Here is a 22,716-nt window from a genome sequence, read left to right on the forward strand (position 1 = left end):
TTAATAATAGCATATTACCGCCGGTACCAAAATATCGTTTTCATCAGGCCGCATCCCCGGTGTACTGAGAATCCGGACGAGCAATCAGCGGACAAATCGTGTATAATCCTACTATAGCAGAGCTTCTCAGGATCATATTTCCGGTGCAGGAACGGAAGCATAACGGCCTGCTTGACCAATCGTATAGAAAGCTATTCTCTATTAGGATGATGATAGAATGGACAGCCACTTTTTTGCCTATATGTACCGGCTTCGGTATATCGAACGCTGGAGTCTGATGAGAAACATCGTCAAGGAGAATGTTGCCGAGCACTCGTTTCATGTTGCGATATTGACCCATGTTTTGTGCACGATCGCAAACGAGGTATTTGAGCGGCAGGTGCCGACGGACCGTGTGGTCAGCATGGCCCTGTTTCACGATGCCACCGAGGTGTTTACAGGCGATATACCGACTCCGGTAAAACATCACAATCCGAAGATTTTGTCCAACTTCCGCGAGATCGAGCATTTGGCCGCCGAGCGGCTGCTTGACATGGTGCCGGAGCCGCTTCGAAGCGTCTATGACCCGCTTATCGGTATGAAGACGGAAGCCGACGCGGAGTTGAAAAAATACGTCAAAGCCGCAGATCTTCTGGATGCCTATCTGAAATGCGTCACCGAGCTGTCTGCAGGCAACCGGGAGTTCGCGACGGCGAAAAAGCAAATCAAAGCTTCGATGGACGCTATGAATATGCAGGAAATCCAATATTTTTTGCAGCACATGGCCCCCAGTTTGGAAAAAACGCTGGATGAACTGTAATGCAAGGCCCAAGGCCGGGGAATCCCGCCTTATGTGTACAGAAAAAAGACCGGGATGATGATCACCCGGTCTTTTAAAGTTCAGCACTTACCGCATAAACGGAAAATTCATCAATGTAAGAACGACGAAAAATAGAATACCGTTGATGAGGCTGAGCGTCTTGATCGAGCCGATTTGTTTGGGGATCGTGCTGCCAGATTCTTCGGCCAAAGCCAGCCTCATCCTTTTGCCCATGATCCCCGAAAGCGCCGCAATAGCCAGGAACAACACGATTGAAAGCACCATCCACAGTATGGAATAGGGAGCTTTACTCACCATATAGCCTCCGGTTAAGAATGCAATGATCAGCGCAAACTGCGCAGCGCGGTTCATCGCGAACAGCACATGCAAAAAACCGTACTGCGCCGTTGTGGAGTCCAGAGCCTGAACGCGCTGGGCCAGAAACGGGAGCAGCAGGTAAATCCCCATCATAACCGCACTTAACACATGCAAGTACAATATAAAATCCAGCATAATTCGTGTTGCCTCCCCAATTTTCCATTATTTTTGATTATTCCTAGTATAACGGAATGCGATGCCTTGAAGCAAATGAACCGGCAGCGCTACGCATGCTCGCTTATGCCCGCTTTGGCTGCCCTCTGATCCCGCCGCTTGGCCAGTATCACGAACAAGGATGGAACAACGATCAAGGTCAGCAAGGTCGAATAAAGCAAGCCGGAGATGATGGTGATGCCCATCGGCCGCCACAGGTTCCCACCCATGATGGTCATCGGAAGCAAGCCGCCGATCGCCGTTGCCGTCGTCAGCAATATGGGCCGCAGACGGGATTTCCCTGCTTCCGCCACAGCCTCGTACAGCGGAAGTCCGCGCTCCCTCGCCTGTTCTATGAATTCAATGAGAATAATCCCGTTCCGCACCACGATCCCGGCCAGGCTGACCAGTCCCATCAGCGCCATAAACCCTATAGGCGACCCTGTCAGAAACAAACCGATGACCGCTCCTCCGGCAGCCAGATAAACGGTTGACAGAATCAGCAGCGGTATGGAGAGAGAATAAAACTGCATGACCATAATCACATAAATCAAAAGAAGAACGATCAAAGAGAGCATTCCGATGGAAGCGAACGCATCGTTGCGCTCCTCGTTTTCTCCGCCGAATTCGATGGAATAGCCCGCAGGCAGAGAATACTGCTGCAGCTTGACTTGAAGCTCCTTTACAATGTCATCCGCAAGACGATCCTGTACAAAGCTTCGAACCGTGATCGTACGGGTCAAGTTGCGGTGATGTATGGTTTGGATCATCCGGCTTTCCTTGATCACACCCAGTTCACCAATGGTAACGGTGCCGCCCTGCAGCGCAGGCACGTACATGTCTTTCATGGTTTCCACAGGATCATGGGTCTTCTTCTTAGCATACAGGGTCACATCAATTAAATCCTTACCTTTCTGCATCTCCGCCACCTCCAGACCCTCTGTGGCAATGCGAAGGGTCATAGAGAGATCGTTCTCGTTTACTCCAAATAGACTCAGCTTGGCCGGATCGGGATCAATCTCGACCGTGTTCATATCGTCTCCAACGTCGTCGGATACGCTGACCGTGCCCGGGATTTCCTCAAGCATGCCTTGGATGTCCGACGAGATTTGCCGAAGCTGTGACAGCTCTCCTCCGCTGATGCGCAAAGCGATCGGCGCTCCTACAGGCGGACCTTGCTCCAGCTCACGCGGCGTAATCTCCACATCAGGCGGGAACATCGCCTTGAGCTCTTCCCTCCATGCAGAAACCACTTCCTTCGTTTGAATGACCTTAGGATCAATCTTTACGAATAGCTGGCCCACATGAGTCCCGGATACATCGGCTTCGGAATAATAAAACTTTGGAGTGGAACGGCCTGCATACGACGAGACGAAACGTACACCCGGCTGCTGCCCTACCCAAGCTGCCGCTTTAGATACCGTATACTCGGTTTCCGCAAACAACCTGTTCTTTGGAAGCTTAATGTCGATCAGCATTTCTTCTTTCTCCGCAGGCGGGAAATACTGCACACCCAGCAGCGGAAGCAGACCAAAGGCGCTTGTTCCCACCAAAAGCGCGGCCATTCCTGTAAGCAGCGGTCTTTGCAAAAAGCGGTGAATCTGCTTGCTGTACACTATACTCAACCGCTGGATCTGTTTGCCGAGCAGACCGGGAGCCTGCTGTAATTCCGGATCGGCATGCGCCTTACGGGAAGTGTCGACGGCATCTGTCGATTGTAGGCTCCGGCGGCGGAGCCTGCGTTCGGCTGCCCATGTACGGAAAATGGGGATGATGGTAAGCGACATGGCCATCGACGCGGCCAACGTGAACGAGATCACTACAGGCAGCGGACGTATAAAACTGCCGATATTTCCTTTCAAAAAGAACAGCGGCAGGAAAGCTGCGGCTGTGGCGATCGTCGCCGTCAGGATGGAGATGGCGACGTCACGGCTTCCTTCAAGCGATGCAGTCCGAGGGTCATCTCCCAGTTGGAGCCGGCGCTGAATATTATCGTTGACGACAATGGCGTCATCCACTAGAATTCCCAGCACAATCACTATCGCCACAATGGTGATTTGGTTTAAATCGATCCCCATAAATTCCACCGGAATAAAGCCGACCGTGATCGAAATCGGAATGGCCAGCGCAACGATCAGAGCGGTCCCGAACGCAAGACCCATCGAACAAACGACGATAACCGCCATGATGCCGATCAACAGCTCTTTTATCAGCTCTTTAAACAAATGATCCAGGCTTTCCTTCTGGGTAAAAAGCGATTGCAGCTCGACATTCTCCGGAAGTTTCGGCTTTAGCTCGGACACCTTCCGGTCAATCCGCTTTTGCAGATCCGGTATATCCGCGCCCTTTGCCGCATTGATAACCAAGTCCAGCGCAGGTTTCCCGTTATGTATGATGCTGACTTCCCTTTTCTTCGGCTGCAGCTTGACGTCGGCAATATCTCCGATTCTCAGCGTTTTTCCGCCCGGCAGACCGTAAATTTCCGTATTTGCGATATCCTCCGCCGATTTCCATTCTCCGCTCATGTTCACGAAATATTGCTTCGTGCCTTTATCGACCATTCCTAATGGAATACGATTCTGTTTGTTTTGAAGCGCCTGCGCCACGACTCCCCAAGGCAGCCGGAAGGTGTTCAGCTTGTCGGTATCCAGCGTTACAGCCACTTCCTGTTCCTGCAAGCCGACGATCTCTACATTGCTGACGCCAGGAACCGTGCCAAGCTGTTCTTTCCACATTTCCATGACCGGCCTGAGCGGTTCAAGCTCCTCGGGAGTCTCCACCACGAAATGGAGGATTTGCTCTGCAATCTTACCGAGATCGTCATTCACCTCTGGTTGATGCGCGTCCTGAGGCAGCTCGCTTGACGCGGACTGCACCTTCTGCCGCAGCGTGTCCCATGCCCGTTTGATGTCCGTATCCGCTTTGACCTCCACTTGAATGACCGAGACGTTCGCCGACGAAGTGGAGCTGATCACGGAAATATCGCTCATCTCCTTGATTTTATCCTCTAAAGGCCGGGTAATGAACTGCTCCACTTTTTCCGGTGAAGCTCCGGGATAAATCGTCTTGACGACCGCTACGGTCAGATCAATCTCCGGATTTTCCCTCTGCTTCATCGTGGATATATTGAATATGCCAAGCAGCACCGCCATGACAAAAAAAAGCAGCGTCACTTTTCGATACTTCAGGATTTTGCCGATCATCCCCCCTTCACATCCGTTCCCGGCTTGCAATTGATATTTACGCCGACCAATACCTCTGTGAGCGAGTCAATGTGCTCCGGACCGCATTTCCTCTCAACAAACCACTGGTACGCAGCCAACTCTACCATACCGATTTTGGCATATGCGGTCATTTCCAGCTGTTCATCCGTGTAGCCCGGATACGCCTGAAGCTGTACAAGCTTACCTTTGATAACGCTTGCCATTCTATCATAAAATAGCTTGTAAATATCGGCTATCTCAGGAGACGCGGAACCATGCTGGTTTATAATATTTAAAATCGTCCGGTTCTCATAGTAAATAACAAGCGTTTGACGGATGATCCGGTACAGCATTCGATCTAAATCAAAACCTTCCGTTACTGAAGGCCCTTGTGCCAAAGCGCCCACAATTTCATCCAGGCAAGCCTCGGCCACTTGGCGGAACATATCTTCTTTACTCTTGAAATATAAATAAAACGTTCCCTGCGCCATTCCCGCGTTCTGCACAATATCCGAAATTTTCGTGCTGTGGTAGCCTTTTTCTTCAAAAAGCTTAAGCGCCGATTTAATAATGCTGTCTCTCTTGTCTGCTGCCACGCCATTTCCCCCTATAAAAAATAAAATTGCAAAAACATGTTGTGAAAACATTTTTGCAATTGAAATGTTATGACTGACTAGTCAGTCATTTCTGATGGTATCATGATTTACCATTAATTTCAATAAGGGAGTTTACAAGAAAAACCGCGCCGCGGGCCACTACGCTGAAAATCGACCTTACAGAGAGGCTTTTGCGTCTCCGCTCGCTGCTGCGCTGATTTTCAGCTTTGCAGCAGTCTCTAAAGAGAAAAGCGCCTCAAGGCGACTCCACAAATCTAGAGTGAAGGGCAGAAATTTCTGCCCCTCCTCATCAAACTTCAATTAAAAAACCAGCCTCCGGCAAGGGCCGGAAGGCTGGTTTGAAGTATAATCTTTTTAATTAGCTGGTTACGACTTTAATTACATTACGTACGGATTCGGCAGATTTGTCCAGCGCCGCTTTTTCTTCGGGAAGCAGTTCCAGTTCAAATACTTTCTCAATGCCGTTGCCTCCAAGAAGCGTCGGAACACCCATGAACAGGTTGTCATAGCCGTATTCGCCTTGGAGCAAAGCAATGGAAGGAAGAATGCGCTTCTTGTCTTTAAGAATCGCTTCTGTCATTTGCACAAGTGAGGCCGCAGGCGCATAGTAAGCCGAACCGTTGCCAAGCAGATTGACGATTTCGCCGCCGCCGGTGCGCGTACGCTTCACGATGGCTTCGATGCGGTCAGCAGGAATCAGCTTCTCGATCGGAATACCGCCAACGTTGGAGTAACGAATGAGAGGTACCATATCATCGCCGTGACCGCCAAGCACAAAGCCGCGGACATCTTCAACCGACACGTTCAGCTCTTGTGCGATGAATGTGCAGTAACGTGCTGTATCCAGAACACCGGATTGACCGATAACACGGTTTTTAGGGAAACCGAGTGTCTCGAAAGCAACATAAGTCATTGCATCTACCGGATTGCTGAGGATAATAACGATCGATTCCGGGCTTGTTCTTTTGACGTTTTCGCAAACGGATTTTACAATGCCGGCGTTCGTAGTCACGAGGTCGTCACGGCTCATCCCCGGCTTACGAGCAATTCCTGCAGTAATGATGACGATATCGGAGTTGCTCGAATCGTCATAGTTGGAAGTACCGATGATGTTAGCGTCAAATCCTTGTACCGGAGAAGCCTCCAGCATGTCCAGCGCTTTTCCTTTTGTCGGGTTCTCAAGCTGGGGAATGTCCAACAATACCACGTCACCAAGTTCTTTTTGAGCCAGCATTAGCGCCGTAGTTGCACCTGTGAAACCAGCGCCTACAACCGTAATCTTTTTGCGTTGAATCGCCATGATTTGGTTGCCTCCCGAAATTATATTGTTGATGGGTTCATATCCTCGGACAAGCTTTCGCCGTTCAAAGGATATAAAACCCAATTTACTCCTTTAGAAAGGGATCAAGGTGCAATCGATTTAGAAGTTTTTGATGATCTCATCCGCAAACGCCGAGCATTTCACTTCGGTTGCGCCTTCCATCAAACGTGCAAAGTCGTAAGTTACCGTTTTATTATTGATCGCGGTTTCCATACCTTTGTAGATCAGTTCAGCCGCTTCCAGCCAACCCAGATGCTCAAGCATCATAACGCCGGACAGAATAACGGAGCCTGGATTAACTACATCGAGACCTGCATATTTAGGAGCCGTACCGTGAGTTGCTTCGAAAATGGCATGGCCGGTCACATAGTTGATGTTCGCTCCAGGAGCGATACCGATTCCGCCTACTTGAGCCGCCAATGCATCGGACAGGTAATCGCCGTTCAGGTTCAGTGTGGCGATGACGTCAAAATCAGTCGGACGAGTCAGTACTTGCTGCAGAGCGATATCCGCAATCGCATCTTTGATGATGATTTTACCGGCGGCTTCCGCATCTTTTTGCGCTTTGTTTGCTGCTTCTGTGCCTTGCTCTTCTTTAATTTTATCGTACTGCGCCCATGTGAAGGTTTTGTCGCCAAACTCTTGTTCAGCAAGCTCATAACCCCAGTTTTTGAACGCACCCTCCGTAAATTTCATGATGTTACCTTTGTGAACTAAGGTTACGCTCTTGCGGTTATGCCGGATCGCATATTCGATTGCCGCACGAATCAGACGCTTGGAACCTTCGGAAGATACAGGCTTGATACCGATGCCGGACGTTTCCGGGAAGCGGATCTTTTTCACGCCCATTTCGTTTTGCAGGAACGCAATGACTTTTTTCACTTCTTCCGAGCCTGAAGCCCATTCGATCCCTGCGTAGATATCCTCTGTGTTCTCACGGAAAATAACCATGTCCACGAGCTCAGGACGTTTCACAGGGGAAGGTACACCGTTGAAGTAGCGAACCGGGCGGGAACATACATACAGATCCAACTCTTGGCGAAGAGCTACGTTCAGGGAGCGGATACCGCCGCCGATCGGAGTAGTCAAAGGCCCTTTGATGGCAACAATGTATTCACGAATAGCAGTAAGTGTATCGGCCGGAAGCCAGTTGTTAAATTTATTGAAAGCTTTCTCTCCGGCAAACACTTCATACCACGCGATTTTTTTCTCGCCTTTGTACGCTTTTTCTACCGCTGCGTCCAACACGCGTTGGGCTGCCGCCCAGATGTCCGGACCGGTACCGTCGCCTTCGATGAAAGGAATAATCGGATTGTTCGGAACGTTCAATTGACCGTTCGTGATCGTGATACGCTCGCCTTCTGTCGGTTGCGCATATTGTTCAAATTGTACCATAGATATATAAACCTCCTCGTAAAATTGGAGCCAGTTTGCACTGACCCGAGAATTAGGGATACCCTCAAAAATATACGGGAGCCGCGGCGCTTGTCTCAAGCCTTACTATGAAAGCCGAGGTAAAAAAGACGCCGCAGCAGCCCGTTTAGGTATCAAGCAAAAATTTCAATCTCCGATCATTAGCGCTTCTCGATCGGAACAAAGACTTGATGCAAAGGACCCGTGTATTCAGCACGTGGACGGATCAGACGATTATTATCATACTGCTCCAGAATGTGAGCTGTCCAGCCGGAAGTACGGCTGATCGCAAAAATTGGGGTAAACAGGTCGCGCGGGATTTCCAGTGAAGTATACACCGATGCGGAGTAGAAGTCCACATTTGGTTTCAGGCCTTTTTGACCGGTAACCATTTCCTCGATTTGAATGGACATGTTATACCAGTTCAAATTGCCTGTAATTTTACCCAATTCCTGAGACATCTTCTGAAGATGCTTCGCGCGCGGGTCGCCATTTTTATATACGCGGTGGCCAAAGCCCATGACCTTTTCCTTGTTAGCCAGCTTCTCATTGATATAGTTTGCAACGTTATCAACCGTACCGATTTCCTCCAGCATCGCCATAACCGCCTCGTTTGCTCCGCCGTGCAGAGGTCCCTTGAGCGCTCCGATCGCAGAAGTAACGCCGGAATAAATATCGGAGAGCGTGGCAACGGTAACACGAGCCGCAAAAGTGGAGGCATTCAGCTCGTGATCAGCGTGGAGAACAAGAGCTTTGTCCAACGCTTCAACAGCAATTTTTTCAGGATTTTTGCCGGTTAGCATATATAAGAAATTCTCGGCAATGGAAACGCCGGCCTTCGGAGCGATCGGCTCTTTCCCTTCACGAATACGGGCAAACGTAGCAATAATCGTCGGAATTTGGGCCTGCAGCTTGATCGCTTTACGCAGGTTGGCTTCTTTGCTCATATCATTTGCTTCTTCGTCGTAAAGAGCCAGGCTGGAAACAGCACTGCGCAGAGCAGCCATGGAATTTACATTTTTTGGATATAATTTGATTTGGTCGATGATTTCTGCAGGAATCGCAGCGTTTTCACTTAAATCCTTTAGCAACCGGTCCAGTTCTGAGCGATTAGGCAGCTTGCCATACCATAACAAATATACGACTTCTTCAAATGTTGCATTCTCCGCAAGGTCGTCGATATTATAACCGCGATAGGTGAGCACACCGTCAATGATGGAGCTAACGGAGGAGGTAGTAGCGACAATTCCTTCCAATCCTTTGGTAGCAGTCAAGTTAATCTCTCCTTTTGCGTTCGATTTCACATAAGTCTAATATAAAGGATTTATCTACCGATGTGAACAAATTTGGACATAAAAGTTCATTATCAGCACAATAAACATATGCTATCCCATGGTCATTTCTTGATGACTCGTATGGACTCAAACACTTGATATTATGCTATTTTTATCTTTCCAATATTCTCATAACGAAGAAAACGGCCCTGTACAAAACATTTCTTAACCGATGTAAACACATTCTTCAAAGTTTTGCAGGCTGGACAAACGATGTTAAAATAAGTTTATCTTTTTCGTTACGCATCAAGTCTTGCTCCGGCAAAACTCTAGGAGGAGAAAGCCATGAACAACAGCCGAAGAATCGGCATCATCGACATCGGTTCCAACTCCATCCGCTTGGCCATCTACGAGCTTCACGAAACCGGGGCCTATCGGGTTATCGGTGAATTCAAGGAATCTGCCCGGCTGAGTCAGCGGATCGGACCTGACGGGGGCCTGCCTCCTGCTGAAATACAAAACATCGTACGCATGCTGTCGCATTTCAAACGCATCTGTGATGCCCATGGCGTCACAGACTGCCGCGCTGCTGCCACGGCTGCGATCCGGAACGCTACAAATGCGCGGGAAATTGTCGATGCCCTAACGAAGCAAACCGGCTTTCACATTGAAATCCTGTCCGGAGAGGACGAAGCCCGGCTCGGATTTCTGGGAATGATCCAGACGATGGACATATCGGACGGTTATCTCGTCGATATCGGCGGCGGCAGCACGGAAATCAGCCTATTTCGCGACCGGAAGCTGCTCCGCAGCGTCTCCTTTCCATTCGGCGCCGTAAATACGACCCGCAAGTTTGCACCGGACGGTGAATTCCAGGCAGAACAACTGAACGGTATCCGGCAAATGGTCCAGCGGGCGCTCTCTGCGCATTCCTGGATCAGCCAAAACCCCGGACTTCCGCTTGTCGGGCTTGGGGGCGGGGTTCGAACGCTTAGTAAAATCAACCAACGCAAGCGTAAATATTCACTGCCTATCCCGCATAACTACGTCATATCTCCTGAGGATATGGACGAGCTGGCTCTATGGCTCTCGAACTTGCCCGGAGAGAGGAGAAAAAAAGTCGATGGTCTTTCCAAGGACCGTTACGATATTATCGTGCCGGGTGTCATTATCCTGCAAACGGTCTTTCAGGCAACTGGCGCATTGCAATATGTTGTTAGCGGGGCCGGCCTCCGGGACGGACTCTTTTTCGAGAGCTTCTGTCCTCCGGATACGGGGCATTTGCATATCGCAGAACGCAGTGCGGACCAATTCTTAAGCCTGCATTCAACGGCTCCCCAAGTGCATATTGCCCGTGTAAATGAAAACGCGCTGAAGCTTTTTGACGTTTTGGCTCAAACCAAGCTGCTGCAGCTTCACGATTCAAAAATGAGGCTTTGCCTCAGCATTGCATCCAAGCTGTACCGAATCGGCGCCTCCGTGCAATATTACCAATTTCCCAAGCACACGTTTCACATGATCGCTTATACGAGAATCGACGGACTTACCCACCGTGAGCTGCTTTTCTGCGCTCTGATCGCCACATACAAAGCAAAAAACAGAACGCTGCAAGCGGTTCTTCAACACAAGGATATTATCTCGGATTCAGATATCGAGCTCATATGCAAGCTGGGAACCCTGGTTCGTCTCGCCATTGCTCTGGATGCCAGTGAAACACAGGCCCTTGAACTTGAATCCGTCTCCATCGAAGGCCCTTCATTGAATTTGCGCCTAAAAAGAAAACACGACCCCTCTGCCGAATACAGAGAGGTCGAGGGGTTGCAAAAGGAGTTCAAGAAGATTTGGGGTCTTCAGCTTCATTGTCAGGAAACGTCGTTTTCCACGACCTGATGCGCATCGCTTCGAATTGACTCCGCCTCGGGGGAGCATCCTTCAATCGAACGGGTTCATACATGCCGTTCGATTGAAGCTGTCTCGCCTTCACATTGTCCCGCAGGCTTAACTGCAAAACGTTAATCAACGACTGCACATTCTGTTTATCGAACACAGGACACATCAATTCAATCCGGCGGGTTAAATTCCGCGTCATCCAATCCGCGCTGGCAATATAGACCTCGGGGTCGCCTGCGTTCTCGAAGTAATAAATACGCGAATGCTCAAGAAAACGGTCAACGATGCTGCGCACCGTTATATGTTCGCTTAAGCCGGGAACCCCCGGTCTTAAGCAGCATACTCCCCGAACGATCAAATCGATGCGGACGCCGGCCTGGGACGCCGCATACAGCTCATCGATCATTTGCTGGTTCGAAAGCGAATTCAGCTTCGCAATAATGTGAGCCGGCTTGCCCTCAGCGGCGTTATTCTTCTCCCGTCGGATTTTCTCGAAAAACTTCTCCATCATATCGGTCGGCGCCACACCGAAAGCTTTCCAATTATGGGGAGCGGAATAACCGGTTACCTCGTTAAACAGTGCGGAAGCATCCTCCCCTATGATTTTATGAGAAGTAAATAATCCCACGTCCGTATAAAGCTTAGCCGTGTTATCATTGTAATTGCCTGTACCCACGTGTACGTACCTCCGAAGTCCGTCCGCTTCCTGACGAACGACCAAGGTGATTTTACAGTGCGTCTTTAACCCTACCAGACCGTATACCACATGACAACCAGCCTGCTCCAGCTTTCTCGCCCACGCGATATTCCGCTCTTCATCAAAGCGCGCCTTCAGTTCCACCACGACCGTCACCTGCTTGCCGGATTCAGCCGCGCGTGCAAGCGCCTGAATAAGCTGGGAATTGCCGCTGACCCTGTACAATGTCATTTTGATCGCGAGGACCTGAGGATCGTAGGCTGCATCGCATATAAAGTCGGTAACGGCATCGAACGACTCGTACGGATGATAGACGAGCACATCCTGCCCGCGAAGCTTGGCAAACAAATCCTCGACATCGTCCAGCTCATGCGGATATACCGGCTTAATCGGAGGATAGCGGAGATGATCGTATCCCTGCACCGAGGCTGCAAGCTTCATGAAATAGGTCAAGTCAAGCGGACCGTCGATTTCAAATATGTATTCCGAAATGATTTCGAATTCGTCAATCAGCTTGTTCAGAGCGTAAGGATGAATCCCTTTTTGAACCTCCAAACGAACAGGATCCCCCCAACGCCGCTTACGCAGCTGGTTTTCAATTTCCTCCAGCAGGTCCTCCGCGTCTTCTTCATTGAGCGTAAGATCTGCATTTCGCGTCACCCGAAAGCCGTGTACCGACACCGGAATATAGCCGCTGAACAAGGTCTGGATGTGCTTTTCGATCAAATCTTCCATTTGAATAAATTCATGCTTCTTCCTGTTGGTCCGCCCCGGAACGGCAATGTAACGGCTCAAAATCGAAGGTACCTGAACAATGGCAAAATAAGGTTCCTCCTCCTCGCTATCTCCTTCTTTCATCAAGACCACCGCCAAATAAAGCGCTTGGCTGTGCACCAGCGGAAACGGCCGCGCCTGGTCCACCGCCATCGGAGTCAGCACGGGAAAAACGATCTCGTGATAATATTCGTCCATGGCTTTACGCTGCGTTGCATTCAAATCATCATATCGCGTAAAGATAATGCCTTGTTTGGCTAATTGTCTCATGAGATCCCGATAAGTCTTGTACTGATCCGCGACCATCTTTGCCGTCCGTTTCATGATTCGCTTGAATAATCCGGCAGGAGTGTAGCCCGTAAAATCTTTTTTGGTATGACCCGCTTTCATCTGCTCGATGATCCCCGCTACCCGCACACTCATAAACTCATCCAAATTGGAGGATACGATAGATAGAAATTTTACCCGCTCCAGCAGCGGCGTCCCCGCATCCTGCGCTTCTTCAAGCACACGTCTGTTGAATTCAATCCAGCTCAAATCACGATTCAAATAGTTGTTCGACGTTTCACGGACCGTTGTATCTTTCATATTCGCATTATGACCTCCATGAAAATCCACCGTTTTCGCTTGTCCTTTTCTACATTGTTCATCATAATTCGATATTGTTAAGAGATGATGCAGACTTTGTTAATTTTATGTAAATGTCTGAAAAAATAGTCAGGACCTATCTGCGCCAAAAAAAATAAGTATTTCCCCGGTCTGCCATTTTGCGTAATAACGCGTATATCCAACCTTTAAACATTGGACGGCTAAGCGGAAACACGAGAAGAAATCCAAGCACATCCGTCAAAAGGCCGGGAGTTAACAGCAGTATTCCTCCGGTAAACACACATATTCCGTCCACAATCGAATCCCCGGGAAGCTGGCCCAGAGAAAGCTGATTCTGTGCCTGCCGCCACACCTTGAGGCCCTCTCTGCGCGCAAGCCATGCGCCCAAAAAACCGGTCACGATCATCAATCCGAAGGTGGGCCAACCGCCAATCAGCTTACCCATTTGAAAGATAACGATCAGCTCCAAAGCCGGAATCACAATCAATGCGATGACAACATAACGTAACATGGACGGATCAGCTCCATTCCTTGATCAGCGTGTATACATCCGGCGCTTCTTTATCGATTCGGACCGGTTTCCAATCGCGGTTCAGCCACACATGCCGGGTGCCTCCGCTGACCAGCAGCTCACTTTCCCTGTGAACTTCGCTCTCAAAACGAATGCGCAGGTGACTAAACTCTGCAATCCGGGTAAGGATTGTAATCGAATCGTCATAACGGGCCGGCTGATGAAACTTCAAATCCGCTTCAATAACAGGAAGCAGCAGCCCCTTGGCCTCTAAAGTCCGATACGGCATGCCCATCTCCCGGATCATCTCCGTTCGGCCGATTTCAAACCAGTTTAAATAATTGGCGTGATACACGACTCCCATTTGGTCTGTTTCCTGATACCGCACACGTATGTGATGACGAAATGTTTTCATAGTTTATGTTTTCACCTCTCATTCGATAAATGCTCCGATCGAAGCCCATTCAATGAAGAACGGTCCGTGTTTTGGATGAACCTTTTCTTCAACTATCAGAATCGTGACCCTGCCGATCAACTTATAAAGTCTTATATTATAGAAAAAAGAGCGCACCCGCAAGCGGGTCCGCTCTTTTTGTATGCCCGGGGCATTCTTACAGTACCCGAGCCCGTCCGGAGTAGATGACGCCCACTTCGGGATATATGGAGACTTCTTCATTGTCCTTTAGAATCTCCAGCGCGTTAACTACACCAACGACCACAGGCTTGCCAAGGCTGATACCAACCACGGCTGCATGGGAAGTAATCCCGCCCGTTTCCGTAATGACGGCTGCGGCCTTTTCGAATGCCGGCATATATTCTTTATCTGTCGTAGGAGTGACAAGAATGCACCCTTCGGTTGCTTTGGCGTTCGCCTCTTCCGCACTGCGAGCCGTGATCACTTTTCCGGTAGCGATCTGAGTACCGATTCCTTGTCCCTTGGCAATCATTTCGCCGATTTGATGCACTTTGATCAGGTTTGTCGTTCCGGAACGTCCTACCGGTACGCCCGCTGTGATGATAACCAGATCGCCAAGGCTGACTAAACCGGTTTTGACACTGGCGTCAACCGCATGCTCGAACAATTGGTCCGTGGAGGAGCAAGATTCGCCCTTAACCGGCATAACGCCCCAAACGAGAGACAATCGGCGCAATACCCGGTCATCCGGGGTAACGGCAATAATCGGTGCTTTCGGGCGGTATTTGGAAACCATACGTGCCGTATAGCCGCTTTCGGTAGCGGTCAGAATCGCCTTCGCATCAAGGTCCAAAGCGGAGTTGGCAACCGCCTGGCTAATCGCTTCCGTCACCGTGGTTTGCTGAGCATTGCTTTGGCGGATGAAAATTTCACGGTGTTCCAATGCCTGCTCCGCACGCTCCGCAATCCGGGCCATCGTTAGCACGGACTCGACCGGATATTTTCCCGCCGCCGTTTCACCGGACAGCATCACGGCATCGGATCCGTCGAAAATCGCATTGGCTACGTCGCTTGCTTCCGCACGGGTCGGACGCGGATTGCGCTGCATCGAATCCAGCATCATCGTTGCCGTAATGACCGGCTTGCCCACCTGGTTACATTTTTTGATCATGGCTTTTTGTACGATCGGTACATCCTCCGCCGGAATTTCCACACCGAGGTCTCCCCGCGCCACCATCAGTCCGTCGGATACTTCCAGAATCTCATCGAGGTTGTCTACGCCTTCCTGATTTTCAATTTTGGAGATGATCTGAATGTGAGCAGCGTTATGACGCTCCAAAATTTCACGAATTTCCATGACATCGCTCGCTTTACGCACGAAAGAAGCAGCGATGAAATCAACTCCCTGCTGAATACCGAAAATAATATCGTTCGCATCTTTTTCCGTAATCCCCGGCAAATTGATTTTGACGCCGGGTACGTTTACGCCTTTCTTGCTGCCAAGCAATCCGCCATTCTTAATCCGGCAAACGATATCGGTACCGCGAATATCCTCAACACTCAACCCGATTAAGCCGTCATCGATCAGGATCGTGGAACCGATTCTTACATCTTTGTACAAATCCCTGTATGTAATAGACACGCGATCAGCATCGCCGAGCACTTCTTCAGTCGTGAGCGTAATCAGCCGGTCTTGAATCAGCTCGACCTTCTGATCGTCCTTCAGCTTGCCTGTGCGAATCTCCGGACCCTTTGTGTCCAGCAAAATCGCAAGGTTCTTTCCCAGCTCCTGAGAAGCTTTACGGGCATTGGCGATCCGGGCGCCATGTTCTTCGAAATCGCCGTGGGAGAAGTTGAGCCGCGCGACGTTCATTCCCGCGTTGATCAACTTCTTGAACATGTCCAGCGATTCGCTGACCGGTCCGATGGTACAAACAATTTTGGTTTTACGCATGGTTGTGGTTACCCTCCTGAATGGTTGTGAACCGACCGATTTGTCTAAATTTTTTATAACGGTCTTCCATTAATTCTTTCTCTGTCATTTTCATTAACTCCTGCAAGTGCGCCCATAATACTTGTTTTATGGATTCAGCCTGCATGACAACATCCCGATGAGCCCCGCCCTTCGGTTCCGGAATAATCGCGTCGATCACACCGAGCTTTAAAATTTCATCAGCCGTAATCTTCATCGCTTCGGCCGCTTCCATCGATTTCGACGCGTCTTTATATAGAATCGAGGCCGCACCCTCCGGACTGATCACGGAATAGATCGAATTTTCAAGCATAAACACGCGATTGCCGACGCCAAGCGCCAACGCACCTCCGCTGCCGCCTTCACCGATCACCACGCATAAAATCGGCACTCGCATGGACGCCATCTCAAGCAGATTGCGCGCGATGGCTTCACCTTGACCCCGTTCTTCTGCCGCATTCCCTGGATAAGCGCCTTTGGTATCAATAAATGTAATGATGGGCCGGTTGAATTTATTGGCTTGCTTCATCAGACGCAGCGCTTTACGGAATCCTTCCGGGTGAGGACTGCCGAAATGGCGGGCGATATTATCCTTTGTATCCTTGCCCTTCTGGTGTCCGACGACCGTCACGGGAATCCCGTTAAAACGGCCTATTCCGCCAACGATGGCTAAGTCGTCCCCATAAACACGGTCGCCATGAAGCTCAATAAAATCCGTGAATAAGTATTGAATGTAATCGAGCGTCGTAGGACGTTGAGGATGGCGGGCCACCTGCATCTTCTGTTGTGTGGTCATGCTTGAGTACAATTCGGCTTCCAACTGCTGATATCGCTGCTCCAACCGGTCAATTTCGTCCGAGAAATCAATTTTCTTTTCCTCTCCGAATTTGCGCAGCTCATCGATTTTCGCGCGAAGCTCGACAAGCGGCAGCTCAAAAGGCATTTCACTTGCCACTGGCCGTCTCCTCCTTTACCGTATGCATGCTAAGCAGCTTGGTCAGCATGGTCCGCATTTCTTTTCGGTGCACCACGAAATCGACCTGTCCATGCTTGAGATTGAATTCGGCGGTTTGAAAGTTATCCGGTAGCTTCTGACGAATCGTCTGCTCGATCACCCGGCGTCCTGTAAAGCCGAAAGCCGCTCCCGGTTCAGCAATGATATAATCGCCCAAGGTAGCGAAACTCGCAGACACGCCTCCGAATGTCGGGTCCGTAATAACGGAGATGTACAGTCCCCCCTGCTCATTCAGCTTGGCCAGGGCCGCGCTCGTTTTGGCCATCTGCATCAAGCTGAGAATGCTCTCCTGCATCCGCGCTCCGCCCGACGTCGAGAAAATAATGACCGGCCGCTGTTTGGCAATGGCCTGTTCAATAGCCCTTGTCACTTTTTCTCCTACGACCGAGCCAAGCGAGCCTCCCATAAAATCGAAGCTCATCACCGCTACGATAACCGGGTATCCGCCGATGGTTCCCTCGCCGGTAATCACCGCATCCTGCATCCCCGTAGTTTCAACAGCTTTGTTATATTTGTTCACGTAATCGGGAAAGCCCAGCGGATCTTCCGAGCCCAATTCACTATCGAATTCCGTGAACTCGCCATCGTCCATCGTCATCTGGATGCGCTCAACCGCGTTGAGTTTATAATGATAATCGCACGCGGCACACACCTTCAGGTTCTTGTCCAGTTCCTTGTTATACTGGATGGTCCCGCATCTCGGGCACTTGTTCATCAGTCCTTCGGGAATTTCACGTTTCGGACGCTCCTCGGGAACGTCGATCGCTCCATCAACCGGAGCATTGGGCGCAGGCCTGTCCGCCGATGGAACAGTGGCGTATTTTCTTTTTTTCTGAAATAAATCTTTGAACTGCACGTCTACACCTCACTTGCGAATGATGGACTTGTCCGTGCCCAAACGGTACTTGTGGCTATGATCTATGCAAAATGGTGTTTAGAACCTCTTGAACCTCTTCCAATTCGCCTTCGGGAACTAAAATTTCAAATTGATTTTTTGTCATGTTGATCGCGCGCACCTGTACAAGAAAGCCCTCTTCCGTCAGTCTTTGCTTGATTCTCTCAGCGATTTTGGCTGTCGGAGCGATATAGATTACCGTCCACATGAAAAAAAAGACCTCCCCAAGGTTAAAACGGCAGCGCTGTCCTAAAGCTTGGCAAATCAACCTTTTTCATAAGGAAAGCTGAGGACGCGAGCGTTTGTCAAGGTGATTCAGTAATGTGGATACAACTTATGGCCCACGTTCTGAATCACGGACATATTGGATTAATGATATCATAAGTGCTCTTTTGCCCGCAACCGAACCTTAGCGCTTTTCGGGGAGATCTGATTTCTTAAATATCATCGGCATTTCGCCAAAAAAGACTTCATTCAACCGGAGGAAGGCCGTCCAATTCATCCTGGTGCTTGTGGGCAATGCGCGCCGAAGCCGCTGCGGCAAGTCCCGCAACAAGGTCATCCAGAAACACGTGAATCCCCGTTTTATGGTTATTCAAGTCCCGGATAATGCCTATTTTCTGCTTGTCCAGGAATCCAAAGCTGGTCAGTCCGATCATTCCGTACACATGAACGATCCCAAGCGCGAGCGTTTCGTCCACACCGTACAGGGGGGCGTCTGTTTCCATCAATCCCTGCAGCGGTTCGGGAAGCAGCTTTTTCTCCGCCAACTCATCCAACGCAATTCCGGTGTACAACACATATTGCACTTCCCTTTTTTTTAAAACGGTCATTACGCTGTTCACGCAAGCTTGCTTGGAAAGCGCCGGATTATAGGGATGCTGCAGCTTGTACACGATATCGGCAATACTTTCGACACTCACGCCCCGCTTCTCCAGATATTCGACAATTGATTGATGCGGCATAAAAACAACGCCTCCTCCAGTTCCATCAGATCGGTCGGCAGCACGCCGATGCCGTACGGGTTATTAAATGTATGCGGAGGAAGACGGAATTATTTCACTTTTACACATTCTTTACCGAGCAGCTCTTCAATGCGCCGGAAAAGCTCCGGAGAGGGCCTTACCTTGTATTTATCGCTTAAGCCCAGCGTTTTTTGGCTTTTCTCATAGTAGAGTACAACCGGCAGTGCCCCTGTATGCTGCGCAATCAGCCGCTTCAGCTCGGAGAGAACGCCGGGCTGCTCATGCTGCGCGGGGATTCGGATATACACCCGCTGGGATACCGGAGCAGCCGAGGCCCCGGCGGCCTTCGGCGCAGCCGGCTGCCTGCGGGCTGGCGGGGACGGCCCTCGTTCGCTTCGGGAAAACTTGCCTCCCGCCGCGGAAGCAGCGGGTTTGACCGCCTTCTGCTCCAGGTGCGGGTCGTCCAGCGCCAGCAGCTGGTTGGCAAACAGCTTATAGTCCTCGTCTCCGAGCTGCAGCTTGGCCATGATGAGCACCGGCTTTCCCTTCTGCACGAGCGGAGCGTATTTTTTCCACACCTCCGGGAAGAGGACAACCTCCGTTTTGCCGACACGGTCTTCCAGTTCCATGAACGCCATCGGCTGGCCTTTCTTGGTCACGATCGTCTTGCTTGCCGTGACCAGCCCGGCTACCATCACATCGCTTCCGTCAGGATATTCTTGCAGCGATGACAAAGGATCAAGCTCAAGCTTATGCAGTTTGGACTCGAACTCGTCAAGCGGACTGCCGGAGATATAAAGACCGGTCAGTTCTCTTTCCAGCTCAAGCTGCTGCGTCAACGTAAATGGAGGGATATCCGGATATTCTACCTCCCAATTCACCTCTTCCGTAAACCCAAATCCTTCCAGAACGAGCTGCAGATCCTCGCGGTCCTTTCGCCACTTGACGGCCGCATCGATGGCCTCCTCCAGCATCGCCAGCAGCTGAGCGCGGTGTCCCGGCAGCGAATCGAAGGCGCCCCCTTGAATCAATGATTCCATCACGCGCTTGTTGCATACCCGCAGATCGATGCGCCGGCAGAAGTCGATCAAGCTTTGGTAGGGACCGGATTCCCTCTGTTTCAGGATCGATTCGATCGCGGTTGTGCCGACATTTTTGATGGCTGCCAGCCCGAAACGAATGGCGCCGCCCTCCCGGGTTTGGACCGGGGTAAACAAAAAGCCGCTCTCGTTCACATCCGGCGGCAGTACCGCTATGCCCATCCGCCTGCATTCGTCCACGTATTCCGCCACTTTATGGTGGCTGCCCATGACTGCGGTAAGCATCGAAGCCATGAACTGCACAGGATAATGAGCCTTTAAATAAGCCGTCTGGAACGCCAAAACGCCGTAAGCCGTCGCATGAGCCCGCGGAAATCCGTAGTCCGCGAAGCGGACGATCATGTCGTACACCCGGTTCGCTTCGGCTTCGCTGTAGCCCTGTCCCAAGCTGCCTTGAACGAAGTGGGACCGTTCCTGATCCAGTACCTCGCGTTTCTTCTTGCTGACCGCTCTGCGCAGCAAATCCGCTTCCCCCAGACTGAAGCCGGCCATCAGCGAAGCGATTTGCATGATTTGTTCCTGGTAAACAATAATGCCGTAAGTATCCCGAAGAATCGGTTCCAGCGCTTCATGCGGATATTCCACCTGCAGTTGTCCGTGCTTGCCCCCGATATACTTCGGAATAAACTCCATCGGGCCCGGCCGGTACAGGGCGAGAACCGAGACAATATCTTCAAAATCCGACGGCCTCAGCTCCTTGAGCACGCGCCGAACCCCTTGCGATTCGAGCTGAAATATGCCAGTCGTGTCTCCGCGGCCCAACAGTTCGTAGGTCGCCGGATCGTCCATCGGCACCTGTGTCCAGTCCGGAGCCTTACCGGTCTGCTCGCGGATCCACTCCACTGTACGCTCAATGATGGAAAGCGTACGCAGTCCGAGAAAATCCATTTTGAGCAGCCCTATCGCTTCCAAATGCTCCATCGGATACTGCGTCAGCGCTGTCTGCTCGTTTCCTTCCTGCAGAGGCACGTACTGGGTCAGCGGCTCGCGCGAAATGATGACGCCCGCCGCGTGTGTAGACGCATGCCTCGGCATGCCCTCGACCTTCATGGCAAGCGACAGCAGTTCCGCCGTCTTGGGCTGCCTGTCGGCCAGCGCTTTCAGCTCGGGACTGACGCGCAGCGCTTCCTCCAGCGTCATGCCGAGCTGATTGGGAATCAGCTTCGCCGTGCGGTCCACTTCGTTATACGGCACATTCAGCGCCCGTCCCACATCCCTTACCGCCGCTTTAGCGGCCATCGTACCGAAGGTGATGATCTGGGCGACCCGATCCCTGCCGTATTTTTGAACCACATAGTCAATGACTTCATCGCGTCTAAGATCGCTGAAATCGATATCGATATCGGGCATCGACACCCGCTCGGGATTAAGAAACCTCTCAAACAGCAGGTTGTAGCGAATCGGATCCACATTCGTGATATTCAACGTGTAGGCAACCAGACTGCCCGCGGACGAGCCGCGTCCCGGTCCCGTAGCGATGCCCCGTTCATGCGCAAAACGGATGAAATCCCACACGATCAGAAAATAATCGGAGTAACCCATCCTTTCGATGACGTCGAGCTCATACTGAAGCCTCTGCTCCACCGCTTCCCTCCACGCCGCGTCCTGCCATTCCTTGAGAGCGGAGTAGCGTCTTTTAAGCCCTTGCCCGCAAAGCTCCGCAAGATACGCGCCGGCCGTTAACCCTTCCGGAATCGGATCGAACTGCGGGAGGATGAACCGCCCAAATTCAAGCTCCAGATTGCAGCGTTCAGCAACAGCCGCCGTGTTCGCTATCGCTTCCGGTACATGGGCGAACATCCGTGCCATCTCGTCTTTACTCTTGAGATACAGCTGTGAAGAATGAAAGCGGAGCCGCTCTTCGTCCTCCACGGTTTTGCCCGTGCCGATGCACAGCAATATATCCTGCACCGCATGATCCTGCTCCCGTACGTAATGCACGTCATTGGTGGCGATCAGCGGAATCCCTGTCTCACGGCCAAGCCTGATCATCTCGTACATCACTTTTTTTTGCTCCGGAAGCCCGTGATCCTGCAGCTCCAGAAAAAAATCGTCTCCGAATATCGCCCGGTACCTGAGCGCCGCTTCCTTCGCTTCCTCATAGCGTCCGTGCAGCAAATGCTGGGATACCTCGCTCCCCAGACAGGAGCTCGTGCACACCAGTCCTTCCGAATAGCGCTCCAGATGTTCGAGATCGATCCTCGGCTTGTAATGATAGCCTTCCATATGCGCAATGGAACAAAGCTTCATCAGGTTTTGATAGCCGGTCTGATTTTTGGCGAGCAGAATCAAATGATAGATGGGCTGCTCCTGTCTGGTGCCCTTTGTACGTAATGAACCCGCAGTAAAGTACATTTCACAGCCGATGATCGGCTTGATGCCCCGTTCCTTGCACGCGCGGTAAAAAGGAATAACACCGTACATCACGCCATGGTCCGTAAGCGCCAAAGCCTCCATGCCAAGCTCGGCCGCTTGCTGAACCAGATCCTGAATGCGTGCGGCGCCGTCAAGCAAGCTGTATTCGCTGTGCACATGCAAATGGACAAAATCGATATCGCCCATCCGGGCCGCCTCCTATACTTACTGAATCCCTCAAAAAAAATCTTGTACCTATTTTAGCATAAGGCGAACAAGTGTGCCATATATTTAGATGAAGAAGCATTCGAGGGTCGGGGCCGGCAGGCTGCTTACGGGGGACAACCTCTTTCAGCATGG

At 50.9% G+C, this 22,716-nt stretch carries 18 protein-coding genes; 2 read left to right on the top strand and 16 right to left on the bottom strand.

The annotated features are described in order from the left end of the window. Positions 1-217 precede the first annotated feature (217 nt). A complete protein-coding gene (gene yfbR / locus BLT35_RS05440; RefSeq protein WP_062406977.1) occupies positions 218-799 on the top strand; it encodes a 5'-deoxynucleotidase in 582 nt (193 codons plus the stop codon). Positions 800-886: 87 nt separating this feature from the next. On the opposite strand, the gene BLT35_RS05445 is transcribed toward yfbR, so the two are convergent. From BLT35_RS05445 to citZ, 7 genes are all read right to left on the bottom strand, one after another. After that, entirely contained in the window at positions 887-1,312 is a 426-nt protein-coding gene (locus BLT35_RS05445; RefSeq protein WP_062406974.1) for a hypothetical protein, read from the bottom strand. Positions 1,313-1,401: 89 nt separating this feature from the next. Further along, on the bottom strand, positions 1,402-4,533 hold the full coding sequence (locus tag BLT35_RS05450) for an efflux RND transporter permease subunit (protein WP_074727234.1): 3,132 nt from the start codon (positions 4,531-4,533) through the stop codon (positions 1,402-1,404). Beyond that, entirely contained in the window at positions 4,530-5,129 is a 600-nt protein-coding gene (locus BLT35_RS05455) for a TetR/AcrR family transcriptional regulator (RefSeq protein WP_062406970.1), read from the bottom strand. Before BLT35_RS05455 ends, BLT35_RS05450 begins: the two co-directional genes overlap by 4 nt. Before the next feature lie 177 nt (positions 5,130-5,306). Further along, positions 5,307-5,450, bottom strand: a complete 144-nt coding sequence (locus tag BLT35_RS26780; RefSeq protein ID WP_174350924.1) for a hypothetical protein — start codon at positions 5,448-5,450, stop codon at positions 5,307-5,309. 58 nt (positions 5,451-5,508) lie between these two features. Further along, the gene (gene mdh / locus BLT35_RS05460) at positions 5,509-6,450 is read right to left on the bottom strand and encodes a malate dehydrogenase (RefSeq protein ID WP_054819145.1); all 942 of its coding nucleotides are present in this window, start codon (positions 6,448-6,450) and stop codon (positions 5,509-5,511) included. A gap of 120 nt (positions 6,451-6,570) precedes the next feature. Continuing rightward, positions 6,571-7,866, bottom strand: coding sequence for an NADP-dependent isocitrate dehydrogenase (gene icd, locus BLT35_RS05465; RefSeq protein ID WP_062406969.1), 1,296 nt, complete (start codon positions 7,864-7,866; stop codon positions 6,571-6,573). Between the two features lie 179 nt (positions 7,867-8,045). Continuing rightward, on the bottom strand, positions 8,046-9,158 hold the full coding sequence (gene citZ / locus BLT35_RS05470; RefSeq protein ID WP_074727235.1) for a citrate synthase: 1,113 nt from the start codon (positions 9,156-9,158) through the stop codon (positions 8,046-8,048). A 345-nt stretch (positions 9,159-9,503) separates the two neighbouring features. Between citZ and BLT35_RS05475 the strand changes: the two genes are divergently transcribed. Further along, positions 9,504-11,048 carry a Ppx/GppA phosphatase family protein gene (locus BLT35_RS05475; RefSeq protein ID WP_074727236.1) on the top strand — a complete coding sequence of 515 codons (1,545 nt, stop codon included), beginning with the start codon at positions 9,504-9,506 and terminating at the stop codon, positions 11,046-11,048. Here BLT35_RS05475 and BLT35_RS05480 read toward each other — a convergent pair. From BLT35_RS05480 to BLT35_RS05520, 9 genes are all read right to left on the bottom strand, one after another. Next, entirely contained in the window at positions 10,990-13,107 is a 2,118-nt protein-coding gene (locus tag BLT35_RS05480) for an RNA degradosome polyphosphate kinase (RefSeq protein ID WP_074727237.1), read from the bottom strand. The two genes, BLT35_RS05475 and BLT35_RS05480, sit on opposite strands and share 59 nt — an antisense overlap. A 136-nt stretch (positions 13,108-13,243) precedes the next feature. Further along, positions 13,244-13,639: an FxsA family protein gene (locus BLT35_RS05485; RefSeq protein WP_062406962.1), complete on the bottom strand. Its 396-nt coding sequence runs from the start codon at positions 13,637-13,639 to the stop codon at positions 13,244-13,246. A 7-nt stretch (positions 13,640-13,646) separates the two neighbouring features. Continuing rightward, on the bottom strand, positions 13,647-14,054 hold the full coding sequence (locus BLT35_RS05490; RefSeq protein ID WP_074727238.1) for an acyl-CoA thioesterase: 408 nt from the start codon (positions 14,052-14,054) through the stop codon (positions 13,647-13,649). 196 nt (positions 14,055-14,250) lie between these two features. After that, on the bottom strand, positions 14,251-16,008 hold the full coding sequence (pyk, locus tag BLT35_RS05495; RefSeq protein ID WP_074727239.1) for a pyruvate kinase: 1,758 nt from the start codon (positions 16,006-16,008) through the stop codon (positions 14,251-14,253). Then, positions 16,001-16,981, bottom strand: coding sequence for an acetyl-CoA carboxylase carboxyltransferase subunit alpha (locus tag BLT35_RS05500; protein ID WP_062406956.1), 981 nt, complete (start codon positions 16,979-16,981; stop codon positions 16,001-16,003). The genes pyk and BLT35_RS05500 overlap by 8 nt, the downstream gene beginning before the upstream one ends. After that, the gene (accD, locus tag BLT35_RS05505) at positions 16,971-17,897 is read right to left on the bottom strand and encodes an acetyl-CoA carboxylase, carboxyltransferase subunit beta (RefSeq protein ID WP_074727240.1); all 927 of its coding nucleotides are present in this window, start codon (positions 17,895-17,897) and stop codon (positions 16,971-16,973) included. Before accD ends, BLT35_RS05500 begins: the two co-directional genes overlap by 11 nt. Before the next feature lie 55 nt (positions 17,898-17,952). Continuing rightward, positions 17,953-18,144 (bottom strand): hypothetical protein, encoded by a 192-nt coding sequence (locus BLT35_RS05510; RefSeq protein WP_054819143.1) that lies wholly within the window; start codon positions 18,142-18,144, stop codon positions 17,953-17,955. A 262-nt stretch (positions 18,145-18,406) separates the two neighbouring features. Continuing rightward, entirely contained in the window at positions 18,407-18,901 is a 495-nt protein-coding gene (locus BLT35_RS05515) for a phosphatidylglycerophosphatase A family protein (protein WP_054819142.1), read from the bottom strand. 89 nt (positions 18,902-18,990) lie between these two features. Beyond that, positions 18,991-22,563: a DNA polymerase III subunit alpha gene (locus BLT35_RS05520; protein ID WP_074727241.1), complete on the bottom strand. Its 3,573-nt coding sequence runs from the start codon at positions 22,561-22,563 to the stop codon at positions 18,991-18,993. Positions 22,564-22,716 lie beyond the last annotated feature (153 nt).

Source organism: Paenibacillus naphthalenovorans (genome assembly GCF_900099895.1).
In the GTDB taxonomy this organism is placed as follows: Bacteria; Bacillota; Bacilli; order Paenibacillales; family NBRC-103111; genus Paenibacillus_G; species Paenibacillus_G naphthalenovorans.

What these genes read in the sequence shown, in the direction of transcription:
- BLT35_RS05515 (WP_054819142.1), bottom strand. Translation starts at nt 18,901, where the DNA reads ATGCCGCATCAATCAATTGTCGAATATCTGGAGAAGCGGGGCGTGAGT.
- BLT35_RS05480 (WP_074727237.1), bottom strand. Translation starts at nt 13,107, where the DNA reads ATGAAAGATACAACGGTCCGTGAAACGTCGAACAACTATTTGAATCGT.
- icd (WP_062406969.1), bottom strand. Translation starts at nt 7,866, where the DNA reads ATGGTACAATTTGAACAATATGCGCAACCGACAGAAGGCGAGCGTATC.
- BLT35_RS05520 (WP_074727241.1), bottom strand. Translation starts at nt 22,563, where the DNA reads ATGGGCGATATCGATTTTGTCCATTTGCATGTGCACAGCGAATACAGC.
- BLT35_RS05485 (WP_062406962.1), bottom strand. Translation starts at nt 13,639, where the DNA reads ATGTTACGTTATGTTGTCATCGCATTGATTGTGATTCCGGCTTTGGAG.
- pyk (WP_074727239.1), bottom strand. Translation starts at nt 16,008, where the DNA reads ATGCGTAAAACCAAAATTGTTTGTACCATCGGACCGGTCAGCGAATCG.
- BLT35_RS05510 (WP_054819143.1), bottom strand. Translation starts at nt 18,144, where the DNA reads ATGTGGACGGTAATCTATATCGCTCCGACAGCCAAAATCGCTGAGAGA.
- BLT35_RS05445 (WP_062406974.1), bottom strand. Translation starts at nt 1,312, where the DNA reads ATGCTGGATTTTATATTGTACTTGCATGTGTTAAGTGCGGTTATGATG.
- yfbR (WP_062406977.1), top strand. Translation starts at nt 218, where the DNA reads ATGGACAGCCACTTTTTTGCCTATATGTACCGGCTTCGGTATATCGAA.
- BLT35_RS05490 (WP_074727238.1), bottom strand. Translation starts at nt 14,054, where the DNA reads ATGAAAACATTTCGTCATCACATACGTGTGCGGTATCAGGAAACAGAC.
- mdh (WP_054819145.1), bottom strand. Translation starts at nt 6,450, where the DNA reads ATGGCGATTCAACGCAAAAAGATTACGGTTGTAGGCGCTGGTTTCACA.
- BLT35_RS05475 (WP_074727236.1), top strand. Translation starts at nt 9,504, where the DNA reads ATGAACAACAGCCGAAGAATCGGCATCATCGACATCGGTTCCAACTCC.
- BLT35_RS05450 (WP_074727234.1), bottom strand. Translation starts at nt 4,533, where the DNA reads ATGATCGGCAAAATCCTGAAGTATCGAAAAGTGACGCTGCTTTTTTTT.